The sequence below is a fragment of the Enterobacter sp. BNK-18 genome (assembly GCF_047456135.1).
Classification (GTDB): domain Bacteria; phylum Pseudomonadota; class Gammaproteobacteria; order Enterobacterales; family Enterobacteriaceae; genus Enterobacter; species Enterobacter ludwigii.
Window position 1 is genome coordinate 3,554,952 of record NZ_CP179899.1, and the last position, 16,414, is coordinate 3,571,365.

At 56.4% G+C, this 16,414-nt stretch carries 9 protein-coding genes; 1 reads left to right on the forward strand and 8 read right to left on the reverse strand.

Annotated elements, in window-relative coordinates:
* Positions 1 to 35: 35 nt before the first annotated feature.
* Together ACMGG3_RS17185 and pdeH are read right to left on the reverse strand one after the other, a co-directional pair.
* Positions 36 to 2,078 (reverse strand): AsmA family protein, encoded by a 2,043-nt coding sequence (locus ACMGG3_RS17185; protein WP_414149333.1) that lies wholly within the window; start codon positions 2,076 to 2,078, stop codon positions 36 to 38.
* 65 nt (positions 2,079 to 2,143) lie between these two features.
* Complete coding sequence (gene pdeH / locus ACMGG3_RS17190) at positions 2,144 to 2,917, reverse strand: cyclic-guanylate-specific phosphodiesterase (RefSeq protein ID WP_020884490.1); 774 nt, start codon at positions 2,915 to 2,917, stop codon at positions 2,144 to 2,146.
* Between the two features lie 228 nt (positions 2,918 to 3,145).
* Here pdeH and ACMGG3_RS17195 point away from each other — a divergent pair, with 228 nt between their 5' ends.
* Positions 3,146 to 4,075 (forward strand): sugar kinase, encoded by a 930-nt coding sequence (locus ACMGG3_RS17195; protein WP_020884489.1) that lies wholly within the window; start codon positions 3,146 to 3,148, stop codon positions 4,073 to 4,075.
* Positions 4,076 to 4,118: 43 nt separating this feature from the next.
* Here ACMGG3_RS17195 and ACMGG3_RS17200 read toward each other — a convergent pair whose 3' ends face one another.
* The 6 genes from ACMGG3_RS17200 to bcsB all read right to left on the reverse strand — a co-directional run bounded on the left by ACMGG3_RS17200 (position 4,119) and on the right by bcsB (position 16,408).
* Positions 4,119 to 5,612 (reverse strand): M16 family metallopeptidase, encoded by a 1,494-nt coding sequence (locus tag ACMGG3_RS17200; protein WP_014172086.1) that lies wholly within the window; start codon positions 5,610 to 5,612, stop codon positions 4,119 to 4,121.
* A 226-nt stretch (positions 5,613 to 5,838) separates the two neighbouring features.
* A complete protein-coding gene (locus ACMGG3_RS17205) occupies positions 5,839 to 7,125 on the reverse strand; it encodes a dicarboxylate/amino acid:cation symporter (RefSeq protein ID WP_014172087.1) in 1,287 nt (428 codons plus the stop codon).
* Between the two features lie 159 nt (positions 7,126 to 7,284).
* On the reverse strand, positions 7,285 to 9,291 hold the full coding sequence (gene hmsP / locus ACMGG3_RS17210) for a biofilm formation regulator HmsP (protein WP_414149334.1): 2,007 nt from the start codon (positions 9,289 to 9,291) through the stop codon (positions 7,285 to 7,287).
* 119 nt (positions 9,292 to 9,410) lie between these two features.
* Positions 9,411 to 12,893, reverse strand: a complete 3,483-nt coding sequence (bcsC, locus tag ACMGG3_RS17215; RefSeq protein ID WP_270293048.1) for a cellulose synthase complex outer membrane protein BcsC — start codon at positions 12,891 to 12,893, stop codon at positions 9,411 to 9,413.
* Positions 12,875 to 13,981 (reverse strand): cellulose synthase complex periplasmic endoglucanase BcsZ, encoded by a 1,107-nt coding sequence (gene bcsZ / locus ACMGG3_RS17220; RefSeq protein WP_394246716.1) that lies wholly within the window; start codon positions 13,979 to 13,981, stop codon positions 12,875 to 12,877. The genes bcsC and bcsZ overlap by 19 nt, the downstream gene beginning before the upstream one ends.
* A gap of 6 nt (positions 13,982 to 13,987) precedes the next feature.
* Positions 13,988 to 16,408 carry a cellulose biosynthesis cyclic di-GMP-binding regulatory protein BcsB gene (bcsB, locus tag ACMGG3_RS17225; protein ID WP_041162902.1) on the reverse strand — a complete coding sequence of 807 codons (2,421 nt, stop codon included), beginning with the start codon at positions 16,406 to 16,408 and terminating at the stop codon, positions 13,988 to 13,990.
* Positions 16,409 to 16,414 lie beyond the last annotated feature (6 nt).

Consider the following 16,414-nt stretch of genomic DNA (forward strand, 5'->3'; position numbering starts at 1 on the left):
CCCCAGGGAGAGGGTAAGGTCCCGAAAGCCGCACGTTATTTTTTCATCTGCGACAAAATGTTCCGGCACTGATTCGCATCCCCTTCTGACGGCGAAATTAACGCCAACAGCGCCGCCGCTGGCGTAACCAGCGTCGCGAGTGCTGCCGCCACCGCGCCGCGCGCAATCAGCGGACCGGGTTTCACACCCGCCTGCGGATTTTTAAAGGTCCCACGCACGTAGAGCGGCGAACGCAGGGTGATGATACGAATCCCCTTACTTTCCGGATCGATGGTTAAATCAAGCTGCTCGGAGGCCATACTGGCGGTGCCGGTCACGTTGATGACCGCGTTCTCCGTATCGAAGGCAAAAATTTGCGGGCGCGCCACGCCGTTGACCAGATCCAGGTTGGCCGCCGCACAGTTCACCCGCACCTCATCATCACCGAAGATTTGCCCGATGACGTAGTTCCCGACGTTCAGCCCCAGGATCTCCATCAGGTTGCGGCTCACCAGCCCGTCGTTCATCAGAAGCTTCAGGTTACCGTTACTGCTCCCGAGCAGTGCAGCCACAGAATTCCCCACGCCGCGGATATCGGCATCGCCGTTCATTTCACCCAGGGTTTTCTGCATCAATTCCACGTTCGGCATCAGCTCTTTCAGTTTGAGCCGGCGGGCCTTGATATCGGCACGCCCCTGCATCGGCTTTTTATCGCCTTCGAGGCGAATGTTCGATGAGAGGGTTCCACCCGCCATACCAAACTTCAGCGGCTGCAGGCGTAAATCGGCATTTTTAAGCAGGATATGGGTCGAAAGATTGCTGATCGGCAGCGTACTGCCATGTTCGATTTTGCCCCCTTTAAAGCGAACATCCGCATCCATTACGTCCCACTTATCGGTTTCAAAGCGATCGTAAGGCAGGACTTTCCCCGCCGGCTGGCGATCTTTCTTCACCTCTTTTGATTTCGTGCCTTTACCGGAATCAATCCCGATCAGCGGCCCCAAATCGGCCAGCCGCAGCTGGCGAGACTCCACATCACCTTCCAGTTTCGGACGCGGTTTTCCGGTGGTGTAGGTCAACGAGCCATGGATATCGCTGTCGCCAATACGGCCATTGAAATCGCGATAATCAAATACCGACGATTTTTCCGTGTCGATTTTTGCCACCAGATGCCCGTCCGTCTCAAACGGTGGCGTATCTGGCAGCAGGACGCCAGTGAGTTCATACAGTTCACCCAACGAATCACCGGCAAATTTCAGCCGCAGATCAACGCCCCCCATGTTCATAGGGTCGTTGACGGTCCCGGTGAAGGCCACCCGCGTGTTCCCGGAGCGGAAATCCGCCTGCACAGGAAATGGCGTCGAGTCGCTTCGAAGCGCCAGCATGCCGCCAATTTTTCCGGTGCCGGTCAGGGGCTGCCCTTTGTAGCGCCCTTCGGCCTTCAGGCCGAAAACATAATCCCCGGCTTTGGCATTATCGCCCTTCGCTTTTGCGCCGGTCACTTCGCTAAACGGCAGCGGTTTGCCCAACGGATCGACCAGGATCTCGATATCAGCTTTGCTGACCTTGTCGTCGATGGCGATCCGCCCGCGATCGAAGAGAATATTGTCGAGACGGAATGACCATGATGAGGGTTGCGCATTGGGATCTTTTTCGTCGCTGCTGGCGAGATCAAACGTCCAGTTGTTGTTCTTTTCGGAAAGGCGGATCAGACGCGCATCGGGCTGCTGAAGCTTGATCCACGGCAGGTAAACCGTTTTGGTCAGTAGCGCTAACGGGGCCAGCGTGGCTTCTACGCGGGGCAGATGCACCATTGTCACGTCAGGAATATCCGGCGGGTTGCCGAGAATGATGTCGTCGGCGTGGACATGCGGCCAGGGGATCCAGCTTCGCCAGCCGGTCTCCTCTTTCTGACGTTCCCACACCACCCCGAGATCGCCGCGTATGGCGAAGGGGCGATTGAGTTCGGTGGAGACTTTCTGGTTGATGGTCGGCTTAAGGCGGTTCCAGTCAAACGTCGCGATAATGACGACGGCGACCACGATCAACAACAATAAAATCCCTGCTGTCCAGGAGATTACCCTGGTTGTTTTTGTCATTGTTATCCCCTTTCCTGATGACCTTACCTGTAAAACTATAGTTCAGACAAAGGGAAGCGGGCAGATCAGAGGATCGTTATCACGGAATCGAGGGTATCCATTGGGACCGGACGAGAGAGGAAATAGCCTTGTGCCGCCGCCGCGGGAGAATTTTGCACATCACGCCACTCTTCCAGCGTTTCCACGCCTTCCACTATCACGCCCTGGCAGTAGCGGTTCATCAGCTGTAATAACAGCGTAAACAGATTCCGCCCTTCCGGGGTCTGGCGCAGCATAATGAACAGGTCGCGGGCCACTTTAATGTAGTCGTAACGCACTTCGCTGAGGGCAGAGAAGTTCGCCATCCCGGTGCCAAAGTCATCCAGCCACAGCGGGCCGAATTCGCACATTGAGGCAAATGATGAGTCCTGTGGCAGACGAACATGCTCCACCAGCTCAAAGCGCATCCACGGTAAGGAGGCGATCAGCTCCTGTAATTTCGCGTTCTGGCGCAGCGCCAGCAGGGTGGGTCCATCGACGTTGACCGAGGCGAGGATGGCGTGCTGTTCGAAAAAGGCCTGTTTGGTTGCCAGCATACGGAGCTGTTCTTCCAGCACATCCAGGCGCTGGCGCACGGCAACTTCGGCAAAATAGCGGTCCGGTGCGATACGCTGTGAGGGGTTTGACGGGTGCGTCACGACGGTCAAAATTTCAATAGCCATCAGTCGACCGTCCGTTCGGTAGATCGGCTGATAGGTGTACGCACGCTCACATTGCAGCCAGTAGCGATGCTCCTGCAAGTTCTCAATACTTGCCTCAGGCGTAGTGCTCAGCCGCTGGATAACCTGCTCTGACTTCATTTCAGATGTCCTGTTGTTGGATGGCCTTTCTGGACTCGTCAAAGGGTTATCGGCCCGGCAATTGAGAACTTTATGTTCAATTCACCCGGAAAATGAAATTAAGCGGGCAGAAATTAACAGGAACACGCGCTGGCTCAAATAAAATAATGGAACGTCGTTTTAATATAGTTGACCGCATAATTCACTCAGCGCACACTACCGAAAATTACTCTGTTCAGGTTCACGACTATGACCAAGAAAATTGCCGTGATTGGCGAATGCATGATTGAGCTGTCACAAAAAGGCGCGGAAGTCAGCCGCGGTTTTGGTGGCGATACGTTAAACACCTCCGTTTATATTGCCCGTCAGGTTGCCCCTGAGGCCCTTACCGTGAACTACGTCACCGCCCTGGGGACGGACAGTTTCAGCCAGCAAATGCTGGAAGCCTGGCAGAGTGAGCAGGTGGACACCTCGCTGATACAGCGTATGGAAAACCGCCTGCCGGGGCTTTACTACATTGAAACCGACGATACCGGCGAGCGGACCTTCTACTACTGGCGTAACGAAGCCGCGGCCAAATTCTGGCTGGAGAGCGACGATGCGGCTGCCATCTGCGAAGCGTTAGCCACCTTTGATTATCTTTATCTGAGCGGGATTAGCCTGGCTATTTTAAGCTCAGCCAGCCGTGAAAAGCTGCTGTCGTTACTGCGTGAATGCCGCGCCAATGGCGGCAAGGTTATTTTCGATAATAACTACCGTCCGCGCCTGTGGGCCAGCCGTGAAGAGACGCAGCAGGTTTATCAGCAGATACTGCAATGCACCGATATCGCCTTCCTGACGCTCGATGATGAAGATGCGCTGTGGGGTGAGAAACCCGTTGATGAGGTGATTGCGCGTACGCAGGCCGCCGGCGTAAGTGAAGTGGTGATTAAGCGCGGGGCTGATTCGTGTCTGGTCGCCATCGAAGGTGAAGCCGTCATCGACGTCCCTGCGGTGACGTTGCCGAAAGAGAAAGTGATTGATACGACGGCGGCGGGTGATTCATTCAGTGCGGGCTATCTGGCGGTGCGTCTGACGGGCGGGACGCCAGAAGCGGCGGCCCAGCGTGGACACCTGACGGCGAGCACCGTGATCCAGTATCGCGGGGCAATTATTCCGCGTGAGGCAATGCCACAGTAAAAAAAACCCTCTCCGACAGGGAGAGGGTTCTGGATGAGGGGCATTACTGCCCCTGCGGGATATCCGTTGCGTCCTGGTGCAAATCATCTGCCGTAGCAGCCTGCGATGGCTGCGGCGCGGAGGCCATAATGGTATTCCAGGTCGACTGAAGTTCCTTCATGTCATATTCCGGCTCGCCTTTCGGCTGCAGAAGAATCAACGCCATTTCCTGCGACAGCTGCTGACGTAAGTCCTGATTCAACATATCGACGGTCAACCCCTCCAGGAAGTCCTGACGAAGCTTCTGGTACTGCTCCGGCGCGATATCCACCACCTGATTCTGCAGTGAGCGAATACGCTGGCTGATCAGAATGTCGGTATCGGCGCGGGCATACGTTGCAAACAGCTTCTGCAGCTCAAGTTTTTTCTGCGCGACCAGCGCATTGAACTCTTCTTCCGACAGGCCCTCTTTGCGCACTTTTGCCAGCTCTTTTGCCACCACGCCCAGATTCGCATTCAGCTTATCGCCCGGCGATTCAACGTTAATGGCACACTGTGCACGCTGGAACAGCACGCGGCAGTCAAAGCCGAGACCGATATTCTTCACGTTATTCTTGCTGAGCGTCTGCTGAACGTGCCAGAACAGCGCTTCACGTGCCAGATCGGCACGCCAGTAGCGCAGCAGCGCCGCTGACTCACGGATTGGCTGCCAGGCGTTATCCCACATGACGGAGAGGCGATCCTGACGAACGGTATCCGTCATAATGCTGACAGGCTCTGCGCGCAGCGGAGAGAGCGTTGGGACAGGGGCCGGTGTTTCGCGTTTGCCTTTCAGTTCGCCAAACGCTTTGTTGATCTGCTCCACCACCGCACGGCTGTCCACATTCCCCACCACGATAAGCGTCATCGCGTCCGGGGTGTACCATTTCTGGTAGAACGATTTTACCTGCTCAGCGTCCACCGGCTGTTTCAGCGGCTCGGCCGGGTCATGCCCCAGCAGCGTTGAACCCTTCAGGCGGTAACGCCACCAGCCCTCTTTGGTGTCCACAGGCCAGGTGGCAACCATGTCACTGTTGCTCAGCGCATAGTTAACGGTTTCCGGCGTAATCGCCAGATTGCCCGACGCATCGGCGAGATACGTAAGGGCTTCTTTGAGCAGGTCGTTACGGTTATTTGGCAGGCTCAGGTTGAACATGGTGTAGTCATACGAGACCACAGCCGGCGGAAGCGGACGTTTCGGATCAATGGCCTGTTGCCAGAGCGAACGCACCTGAACTGCTTGCAAACTGCCGCTCTGCGTGAGCGCCAGTCGGGGAATAAAATGGCTAAAACCGGTTTGCTGAGTGCTTTCCGTGAGGGAGCCGGTATTAACAGACAGACGGATTTCAACACGGTCACTCGGACGTTGTGGGGTGGCTAAAACCTGCCACTGAAAACCGTTCGCTAGTGTCCCTTGTTGCCAGGCCGGGTCTGGCTGGAGCGCATCTGCCTGCACATAACTGGCTGCTGCCATCATCAGCAAACCGCCGGTTAAGAGTCGAATTTTTGTGCCCTGCATGTGAACCCCTGATCAACATTCCTGGTTAAAGAGAGTGTCTCGCGACGCGTTTCACTCTAAAAGATGACGATGAAAACACGTCGATTAGACCGCGTGTTCTACAAAACGTCACGGTCAGAAGTGAAATATACCCAAAAAAAATCTTGTCGAATTATGACAGGTACGAACAGTTATTATGCGCAGGAGCCCGCATCCCGACAAGGGAATGCGGGCATTTGTGACAATATTAAGAGGATAAACCAGGAGTTTTGCTGTCTGACTGGCGATTATTTAACGTATCGTCGAGCTTTTTGTGATCCAGCTCTTTCACCCATTTTGCCACGACTACCGTTGCCACACCGTTACCCACGAGGTTGGTTAAGGCACGGGCTTCAGACATAAAGCGGTCAATACCGAGAATCAGCGCCAGACCCGCCACCGGCAGGTGTCCGACCGCGGAAATGGTGGCCGCCAGCACGATAAAGCCACTGCCAGTAACACCTGCGGCCCCTTTAGACGAGAGCAGGAGCACCACCAGCAGGGTAACCTGATGGAAAATGTCCATATGGCTGTTGGTCGCCTGAGCGATAAACACGGCCGCCATTGTCAGGTATATCGAGGTGCCATCAAGGTTGAAGGAGTAGCCCGTCGGGATGACCAGCCCCACCACCGATTTACGGCAGCCCAGCTTTTCCATCTTATCGAGCATGCGCGGCAGGGCCGATTCTGATGAAGAGGTCCCCAGAACAATCAGCAGCTCTTCGCGGATATAACGGATAAATTTGAAAATGCTGAACCCTGCCGCGCGGGCGATTGAGCCCAGCACCACCACCACGAACAGAATACAGGTGATATAGAAGCAGATGATGAGCTGGCCCAGCTGCACCAGGGTACCCACGCCGTACTTACCGATGGTGAATGCCATCGCACCGAAGGCCCCAATAGGCGCCAGGCGCATGATCATATTGATGATGCCGAAGATGACCTGCGAGAAGCTTTCGATGACGTTAAAGATCAGCTGGCCTTTGTTGCCCAGACGGTGCAGGGCAAAGCCAAACATGACGGCAAACAGCAGCACCTGCAGAATGTTGCCGCTGGCAAATGCACCGATGACGCTGCCTGGGATAACGTCCAGCAGGAAGGCCACTACCCCCTGGTCTTTCGCCTGATCGGCATACACCGCGACCGCTTTGGCATCCAGCGTCGACGGGTCAACGTTCATCCCCGCGCCGGGCTGCACCACGTTCACGATGATAAGACCAATAATCAGCGCAAGGGTACTGACCACTTCGAAATAGAGAAGCGCCACTGCACCGGTACGGCCTACCGCCTTCATGCTTTCCATGCCAGCGATGCCCGTCACGACGGTACAGAAGATCACCGGGGCGATGACCATTTTGATGAGCTTAACGAATGCGTCGCCAAGCGGTTTCATTTGTGCGCCAAGTTCAGGGTAATAGTGACCAAGCAAAATACCGATTGCGATGGCTGTCAGGACCTGAAAATAGAGACTTTTGAAGAGTGAGGTTTTCATAGGGTGTCCTTGGGAAGAAAAACCACAGGCTTTGTAAGGTTATGGTTAACCTGCGGCTTTAAAATAACACCCGTATAACAGGACAGAAATAAACCCAGTTCAAATTTGAAACACAAATGTTAAGAACTTTGAGCTGGCTCGCACAAGCCAGCAACAAAATTACACGTTTGCGCTATTGTCCCCACCGGAAAGGTAGCGTTGTTCAAAGACATCCGACGGAACAGCCGGTGCAAACAGGAAGCCCTGTCCACCCTCCACGCCCGCTTCAGCCAGCCAGGTGCGCTGCGCGTCTGTCTCAATCCCTTCGGCAATCAGCTGCAGTTTCAGGCTGCGGGCCAGCTGGATAATGGCCTGGACCATGCTGCTGTCTTCCGGCAACCCTTCAACAAAGGCTTTGTCGATTTTCAGCACATCCACCGGCAGGGTTTTCATATGCTGGAGCTGACGCAGCCCGGCATAACCCATACCGAAATCGTCCAGCGCGATGCGTATACCGGCATTACGCAGCGGTTTCAGAATCGCGACCGCCTCATTAGGATCGTCAATACGCCGGCTTTCCGTGACTTCCAGCGTCAGCGTATCAGGCTTGATCCGGTAACGATGGATCAGCTCCAGCATCTCAGACACCATGGTCGGATGCATCAGCTGCAGGGCGGACAAGTTGACCGACAGCGGGAGCGTCACGCCTCGTTCCTGCCAGGCAGCAAGCTGTCGGCACGACTCCTCCAGCACCCAGTAACCGACGGTGACCATCAGGCCACAGGATTCGATGCGCTCAATGAGCCCTTCCGGCAATTCCCATGAACCATCCGGCTGCTGCACGCGCAGCAGCGCTTCCGCGCTGATCACCTCGCCCGTCAGCAAATTCACCTGCGGCTGGAGCCAGAGGGCAAACTGACGGTTATCCAGCGCGGTCAAAATGTCGCTCTCTTCCGTCAGGCGCTGCTGCGCCCTTTCCATCTGTTCCGGGTCGAAGAACTGGATCTGATTTTTCCCTTTGCGCCGGGCGGTAAACGCCGCCGAGAAAGCACGACGGTAAAGCTGTTCCGCCGTTAAGTCACCGTAGTACATCGCAATACCGATACTGGCGCTTGGACGAAGCTGGATGCCCTGAATGGGCAGCCGCTCATTAATGACAGTGAGTACTTGCTGACCTAATGTGATCGCATGCCACGGCTCTTTCACGCCGTTGGCAATCACCACCAGGTCATACCCGCTGACCTGGGTCAGCACCATGCGCGGGGCCAGCACGGACTTCACTTTCTCCACCAGCGTCAGGAGCAGCATTTCACGCTGGTTCTCTTTGAGCACGCCGGCGGTGTCCTGCAGGGTTTCACAGGCGATCACCATCAGCGCGGTAGTTTGCTGGCGGGCAACAGTCTGTTCCAGCATCGCCATCAGGAAGGCTTTATTGGGCAGCTCCGACACCGGGAAGCGCGTGGCGCTGCTGTTCAGCTCATCCTGCTGGCGCTGCATCCGCTGCTGGTTGAGGTTATAGCTGCGTACCAGCATACCAATCTCGTCATCATGATGAAGACGCGGCAGCGGAAGCTGATGCCCCACCTGGTCCTGCGGTGAAAGCGTGTTCAACTCCCGGGCAATCCGGCGTAGCGGATGCACAATCAGACGGTTAATACACCAGGTCAGCGCCACGCTCAGAATAAGCGTCATAAGTAAGCAAGTGGTCACTAACGTGACAACCCAGCTCATGACGAACTTGTACATGCGGTACGAGTCCGCCTGCAGAACAAGGTAGGCCAACGGCTGCGGATTCGCGGGACGCTCAAGCGAATAGACCGGCAGCGAAATCTGCACCGGCAGTTCAAACAGCCGCATCACCATCATGGGGACCGGGCGCTCGGGGATAAAACTCATCCGCAGCGCCTGAAACTGATTGGGTAACACCACGTCTGCGCGGCTCACGACACCGGCAGGCTGAATGCGTTTTAAAATGGTTTCCGCTTCGGGAATATCCCCTTTCAAAATAGAGGCAGAGAGCGGGTCACGCACCGAGCGGGCAATACTTTCTAATTGCGAAGCCGTGTTATAGCGATTCTGCTGTACGGAATGAAACAGCAAAATTACGCAAAAAAGGAGTACAAACAGCATTGTGACGGCAGAAACCATCGCCATCTGTTTGATAGTTAAGGAACGGCTGACACGCAAAATGACTCTCCACAAAACTCGAAGCGCAGGGCGCACCAGGGTGTAAACCTGGTGCGCCTGAGTATACCCGATTGCTGTACTTTTAAGAGAGACTTACAAATGGATTAAGTTAAATCCGATTACCAGTCCGCGTAAGGGATAAGCGGCTGCGGCGGTAAGTCCATATCGCCCTGCCAGCCTGCAGCAGAGTAGCGTACATAAAGCAGTGCGTGGCTTGGGGTATAATCTTTTGCTTCCTGAATATCCACACCGAGGCCCACAAACCAGTTGGACGTGACCCGGCGCTCGATAATGGCCCGTGCGGTATAACCCGTGCCTGAGGAGCTGCTGCCGGTTTCCATTTCGCCTCTGTCGGTGTAGCGACCGGGCTCATCGGTCGGAATCAGTCCCTGAATGGGATAGCGCATCACGTCGTTAGTTTTAGAATGAGACCATGACACCGATCCGCCCAGCTCCCAGGACCAGTTCTCGGTACGTTTACGCCAGGTGACAGGCAACGCGAAGGAGACATACTCCTGCGGGCTGTAATAACCGCCCTGACCCAGGGTATAACCGCTCAGATCTTTATCGTAGTGCCAGAGCATGTTGCTCACGCCGACGGTCAGACGCTCATTGTTTTTATTGATGAGCTTGTAGTAGTAACCGGTCATCCAGCGGACGCGCCAGTTATCTTCAACATTTTTACCCGTCAGCGTTTCCGCATTCAGGCTCGACCAGACGCCGTGCGCCTCACCTTTGTCATAACTGATGCTCGCGCCACCGCCGGTTGCGCGCACGCCGCCCCAGGTGGTGCCGGTGTTGGTATCTTTTTGCCCGGCAAAGGCGAGCAGAGAGCTGGAGATCGGGCGACGATGGGCGTTAACGGTGTAACCGATTGGCCCCAGGTCGCTGCTGTAGCTTACACCGCCGACCACGTCGACAACGTCAAAGCCCATCGGCGTGGTCCCAATATCCCACGCCCAGGTTTTATTCTGCCAGCCCACGGCAATACTCGCGCCATTTGCTGACTGATGCGTGTTGCCACTACACGGCGTTTCGGCACAAGTGCCCCATTTCGGATCGTAGGTACCGTTATCGGTGGAAAAGGACCCGGCATCCATATTGACCAAATCGCTACGCAGGAACATACGGCCATCCGCCAGTGGTGCATCCGCCTGTAACATGGTGGTATGCGCTTTAAGATCGGAATAGCCGCCGGTGCCGCTGGAGCCCCAGTAATCATGCTGCAGCGTGACGTTAACATCCTGCTGACGGTACAAATCACCGGCGTCGCTACGCACGCCGCGTTTCAGCCAGTCGTCTTTTTCGTCGTTACGCGTCAGGCGGGTAAAGCTGTCATTGTCAGCCGGACGTGTCGTCGTAACACCTGACGACACCATCGCATCTTTATACGTTTCCAGTGCCTGCTGAGGCTGACCATTTTGCGTCTGGAAACGGGCGGCATCACGTAATACCAGCGCGTTTTCCATAGATGCAGGCTGTGATTTCGCCTGAGGAATAATCTTGCTGAACGTCTGCTCTGCGGCGGCGGAATCCCCAAGGCCTGCCTGCGCCATCGCGATCCGGCGCTGCATATTGAGCGACAGCGGCTCTCCGTTTTGCGCAGCAGGCAGTTTTGCCAGCGCGGCACGGGCTGCCTCTTTGTTGCCCTGGGCGCTATACACTTCGGTCAGACCGAGGATCGCATCTTCGTTCTGCGGTTCACGCTCCAGCACGGTGTTATAAGCCGTTTTCGCGGCCTCCAGATCGCCACGCTGCTGCGCCCAGTCCGCAAGGGTTAAGTCGATACGGGTAGAGGACGGCTGCTGGCGAAGGAGGTTTTCCGCCTCCTGCTCTTTGCCGCTGTCGCGCAGTCGGTTTGCCGTTTCCAGCGTCTGGTTACTCTGCAGGCGGTCGGCAAGCTCCTTAATATTAGCGTTCCACTGGCTGCGCGGAAGCGTCTCCAGATGCGTGAGCGCGGCCCGGTCCTGATCGTTTCCGGAGAGATACAGCCCACTGGCATACACCTGTTCCGGATCGGACGGTTTTTGGCTGGCAAGCTGGCGCATCAGGTTATCCGCCTGACTGCGCTGGCCCGCGCTATAGAGATCGCGCGACAGACGGTAGGTTATCCAGACGTCGCCCGGAGAGAGTGCCAGACGACGACGCTGAATTTCCGCCGCCTGAGCGTATTGGCCCTGGTTTTCCAGCTGTTCCGCCTGGGCTGACAGCTGCTCGTTGGTCAGGCTGCGTTCAATGTCATCAATGCTTCGGCGCTGGCTGGCAGAGAGCGACTGGATAAACTGCGAGGCCTTTTCCGGTGACTGCGCACGATAAACATTGGCAAGGCCACGAACGGCATTGCTGTTACCGCTGTCCATACGCAGCGCCTGACGGTAATAACGTTCCGCCGCAGCCGTGTCTTTACGCGCCGCTGCGGCATCTCCCAGCCCCAGCACCGCATAACTGTCGGTATTGTCGAGGGTACGCGCCTGCTGGTAATAACGTTCCGCCTGCGCCGTATTGTTCGCTTTCAGGGCGGTATCACCCTGCTGGATCAGCAGCCAGTAGCGGTTAACTTTCAGCAAACTGTCCCATTTACCGCGGTTATCGCTCTGCGGATCGAGGGCGATCGCCTTTTCAAACTGCGCCACCGCACGGGCGCGATCGCCTTTCTGAGAGTAGGCCTGTCCAAGCGCGCCCACGGCTTCGCTGTCGGCATGATTTGCGCTGACCGCTTTTTGCAGATCCGCCACCGCCTTATCGCCCTGCCCGGCATCCACCGCCGCCAGCCCTTGTGCTTTCGCACGGAAGGTTGGATCGGCGAGCTGTTTTTGCTGCGTATCAAGTTGGGTACGTGCCGCCGCTACGCTGTCGCCGTCGCTGAAGACGCTCAGGTATTTTTGCAGCGCGCTGACGCTGGCGTTGCTGACAGGCTGATCTTTGATCTGCTCATACCACATATCAGATGCCTGGCTGCGGCCATTGCTGGATTTGGCCATCTCCTGCAACACCGCAAAGCCTTCATCACGACGACCGGTCTGGAACAGCAGCTGGGCCAGCGTGCCCTGCAGCTGCGTATTGCCCGGGCTGCTGGCGTTAATTTTCTTCAGCTGGTTAATGGCGACGCTACGGCGGGCAGGATCTTTCGCCACAACATTCCAGTATTCCGTCGCCACGTCACCGCCCGGCGGATTACCGTCAAAAAGCTTGTCATAGGCCGCAATGGCCTCCTGAGTATGACCCGTTGTAGCCAGTAACCGGGCCTGCTGTAACTGCTGACGGCCTTCAGGCGTAGAAAGCAGCATCGTATTGCGCGAGGACTGATACGCACTGGAGCCCGGCGCGATCCCTTTCAGACGATCCAGCTCTTTTTGCGCACCGGCGTTATCACCCTGACGAAGCAGGTAACGAAAGCGCGCCGCAATGACGTCAGGGTTGTTCGGGTCAATCAGCTCAAGGCGGTAGAGCGACTGACGAACCAAATCCTCACGCTGCGTCGATTCACCCAGCCGCACCTGTTGCAGCAGCTGTTGCTGCTGCGGGGAGTTAGCGGCCTGAGCCAGCGGCATCAGTGCCAGGCTAAGCGATAAACTGAGAAGATTTACTGTGAAGTTGCGCATTCCTGGCCCCAGTCCGGTATTAATTCACCTTGAGCGGTGAAGCGAAAACGATGCTGATCCCATCCTTGCCCGAAGAGAGTCAGTACGTAGCTGTAATAGGCATTATTATCGGGAAAATTATCTGCAACGCGCTGGCGCTGTACCGCCTGCGCATCACGCTGCTGTAAAAAAGGCAGCATCGCAGCGGAAAAGCCGACCGGCCCCTTGCCCGCAGGCTTCCCGCTCGCCACATCCACTTTTTCCGGCGGTACACCGTGTTTCGTTGTCATTGTCGCCATCGGCCGGAAGCGCGTAAGCAACCGGGCTTTCTGGGCGTCTTTGTCACTCATCATTCCGACCCAGAGGTAGACGCGGATGGCGTCGTAGCCGCCCACCAGCGATTTATCCTGCTGCAAATGCCAGCCTCTGTTTTTCTGATACTGCACCCAGTCCGGCGAAAACCCCTTTGGCGCCGTTTCCAGCAACAAGCGCAGATTGGTTTCACGAAGGGTCGTCCACGGGGCACCAAAGCGCGTGAAATAGCTCGCTATCTGCGGAGGAAGATAGCTGGGGTTAAAGCGCCAGGCTTTCTCCTCGGCAAAACCGACCTTCCCGGGCAGCAGCATGGAGCCGAGTCCCGGTACTTTCACCACTTCCTCATGGGCAATGCGTTTAAGGAGCGCCTTACCCGTGCGGGTATAGTCCGGATGTTTCCACAGCCGGCCCGCCTCAAGCAGTGACCAGGCAATCCAGACATCGGCATCCGAGGCGGAGTTGGTATCGATTATCGCCCAGTTGTCGTGGTCTTTCTGACCCCATAGCCAGGCGGGCAAATTATCGTTCAGATTGCCCCCGGCCAGGTTGTCGCGCGTCCACGTCAGCAATTGATCAAAGGCTTTGCGATCGTTCGCGGCCAGGGCAAAGAACAACGCATAGCTTTGCCCTTCCGACGTGGTGATTTTGCGCGTGTCGCTGGGATCAATGACACGCCCGCTCTCACTGATGTAATCCTTTTTAAACTGCTCCCAGGCAGGCCAGGTGCAGGCGGCGCGAAGAGGGATCGCCACCAGCATCAACGCTGCTAAAACACACCAGCGAAACGCTTTCATCACCTGTTACTCATCCGGGTTAAGGCGACGACGGCTGATGATACGCAGCAGACGCCACAGCACCCACGCCAGCAACACCACGCTGACGGCGGCCAGGATAGCCAGCAGAACCGGATGGTTAGCCAGCGCATACCACAGACGCTCGAACCACGGCAGATGGCCCACGTAGTACACATCGCCCACGCGCAGGCTATTGACCCCAGACTCGCGGATCACCGCCACCGAACCAAACATCGCGGCACGTTTGCCGCTGTCGTTCATCGCGCTGTTGAGTAACGCATACCCACGCGGGCTGTCCGCCAGGAGCGCCACTACGCTACGCTGCTCGTTGTAAGGTGACTGGAAGCCAACCACCGCGGCCATTGGTCCCTGAGACGTAACGGTTGTCTGCACGCTGGCCTGACGATCGTTGATATCCGGCATAATGCTCGGGAACTCGGTCTGACGCAGTGGCGTGTTAACCCAGGACTGGGCTGCTTTGACCAGCAGATCGATACGCTTGTCATCCTTCAGCTTATCCGGGATGTTACCGATCACCATGATGTCCGCGTCTTTGTTCTGGATCTGGCTACCATCGTCAGTCAACGTGACGTTAATTGCCGGTAATCCGGTCTGCGCACCCACGGACGCCATGGTGTCCAGCAGGGTCGTCACCTGGCCCTCATTTGGCGCTTTTGGCATGACGACAATGGATTCAGAGAGATCGGCCATACGGCTGAACGGGAAGCTGGCATTAGCAAATGCACGCAGGTCCGGCATGGCAAGGAAGTGGTAATACTTCGAGAAGTCGATGGTTGACTCATCACCAATCACAACGTGGTTCTGTACTTGCTGGAAGGTGATGCAGTTATCCACCGAGCCGCCGGGCATCGGGTTCATGTACTGGAAATCAAAGCGCAGCTGGTTGATCGCCCCAAGCTTCAGCGCCGGAATAGAGACGTCCGTTTTCCCGTCCAGCAGCCCCTGCAACACCGGCAGACGGAGCATCAGTCGGTTAGTATCCTGCGTGCTTGTCAGACTGAAAGATTGCAGGAACTGGTTGTTCAGGCTGATATCCATGCGTGAACTGTCTTTGGTTGCCGGCGCGGTGTAACGGTAGCTCAGATTGATATCAATACCGTTGGTGCGCAGCAGGTACAGGTCTGGCGGCAGATTCAGTGACAGACTAATCGGGGCTGGCTCAAGCCCCGTCGCCTGAAGCTGTTCTTCATACGTTTTCAGTTCGCCAAACGTGACGGCACGGTCAGTACGCACCCAGTTTGGTGCATCATAAGGTTTACGCGGCAGCAGCGGTTTAACCTCATCCACCACCACGCTGTTTCCACGGAACAGAACGTTACCCTGGGCAATGCCCTTGGCCGCCTGCACGAGGTCTTTATCATCACGCCCGAAGACCACCAGCAGCTTCACGTACGGGTTATCCGGGTGGCTCATCATCTCAATGGTCGGCGCTTTTACGTCCGGGTGATCGCGCAGGAAGGCAGGACGTTTCGCGTTGGTCGCAAACACGATCGCGTTTCTGTCCGGCATTTTGTCGTACATCACCGGGAAGTTCTGCCCGCGCCAGCCGGAACGTGAACCAAACCACGATGCCACAATGGTGGCCGCCAGCTGCTCAGTGACGTCCGGAGACGCCGCAAACACCATTGGCAGCACTAACTGACGATTATCACGCGGATCAAAGAACGGAACCGGGAACGACGAGAGGTCGTTTTTCAGCGCCAGCGACTGGTAGGTCATCTGCAGCGAAGAGTTGCGTCCTACGTCTACCCACAGCGTATTGCTGGCAGGGTTCTCGCAGACGTCACGGTAGTGACCGACAAACTCCAGACGTATGCGGTTAAAGTCGGTGATGAAAAGAGGGTTAATCGGCACCTGGGCCTGTGTTTTCTTACCCAGTTGCTCTTTTGTGACCGGCAGGACGTCCATCAGCTCATCATTCAGGTAAACCTTCAACTGAGACTGTACCGGCAACAGCGACGGTGATGGCGTGTATTCAAGGTTCAGCATGGCGTGAGAGACAACCTCATCGCTGCGCATACCGAACTCAATGCCGCCGTTAGGGTTAATACCGCGCAGCACCATGCTGCCCGGCGGCGGCGCAATCTGCGCAAAGCTCAGCTTCACGTCCCGTGACGGGGCATCTTCCGCGACAATAGGCGCGTTTGCTCCCTGTACGCCCGGCATCACCTGACCGACGACATTGCTGTCTGCCGGCAGGGTGTTGCCGTCCGTAGGCTGGTTCGGAATGACGTTTTCCGTTTGACCGGGTGCCGCGGTGATAACCGGATCGGTCGCCTGGGCGACCACAGGTACCGTCGGAGCAGGCGTTGCCGCTGCGTTATCGGGTGCTGCGTTAGCCATCGTTGTGGGGAGCGCACTTACCCCCATTGCCACTGCACATAACCAGGAAAGTTTAGTTTTCATCGCGTT

Coding starts and splice junctions, on each gene's coding strand:
- pdeH (WP_020884490.1), bottom strand. CDS start 2,917: ATGAAGTCAGAGCAGGTTATCCAGCGGCTGAGCACTACGCCTGAGGCA.
- ACMGG3_RS17185 (WP_414149333.1), bottom strand. CDS start 2,078: ATGACAAAAACAACCAGGGTAATCTCCTGGACAGCAGGGATTTTATTG.
- bcsC (WP_270293048.1), bottom strand. CDS start 12,893: ATGCGCAACTTCACAGTAAATCTTCTCAGTTTATCGCTTAGCCTGGCA.
- bcsZ (WP_394246716.1), bottom strand. CDS start 13,981: ATGAAAGCGTTTCGCTGGTGTGTTTTAGCAGCGTTGATGCTGGTGGCG.
- ACMGG3_RS17200 (WP_014172086.1), bottom strand. CDS start 5,612: ATGCAGGGCACAAAAATTCGACTCTTAACCGGCGGTTTGCTGATGATG.
- bcsB (WP_041162902.1), bottom strand. CDS start 16,408: ATGAAAACTAAACTTTCCTGGTTATGTGCAGTGGCAATGGGGGTAAGT.
- ACMGG3_RS17195 (WP_020884489.1), top strand. CDS start 3,146: ATGACCAAGAAAATTGCCGTGATTGGCGAATGCATGATTGAGCTGTCA.
- ACMGG3_RS17205 (WP_014172087.1), bottom strand. CDS start 7,125: ATGAAAACCTCACTCTTCAAAAGTCTCTATTTTCAGGTCCTGACAGCC.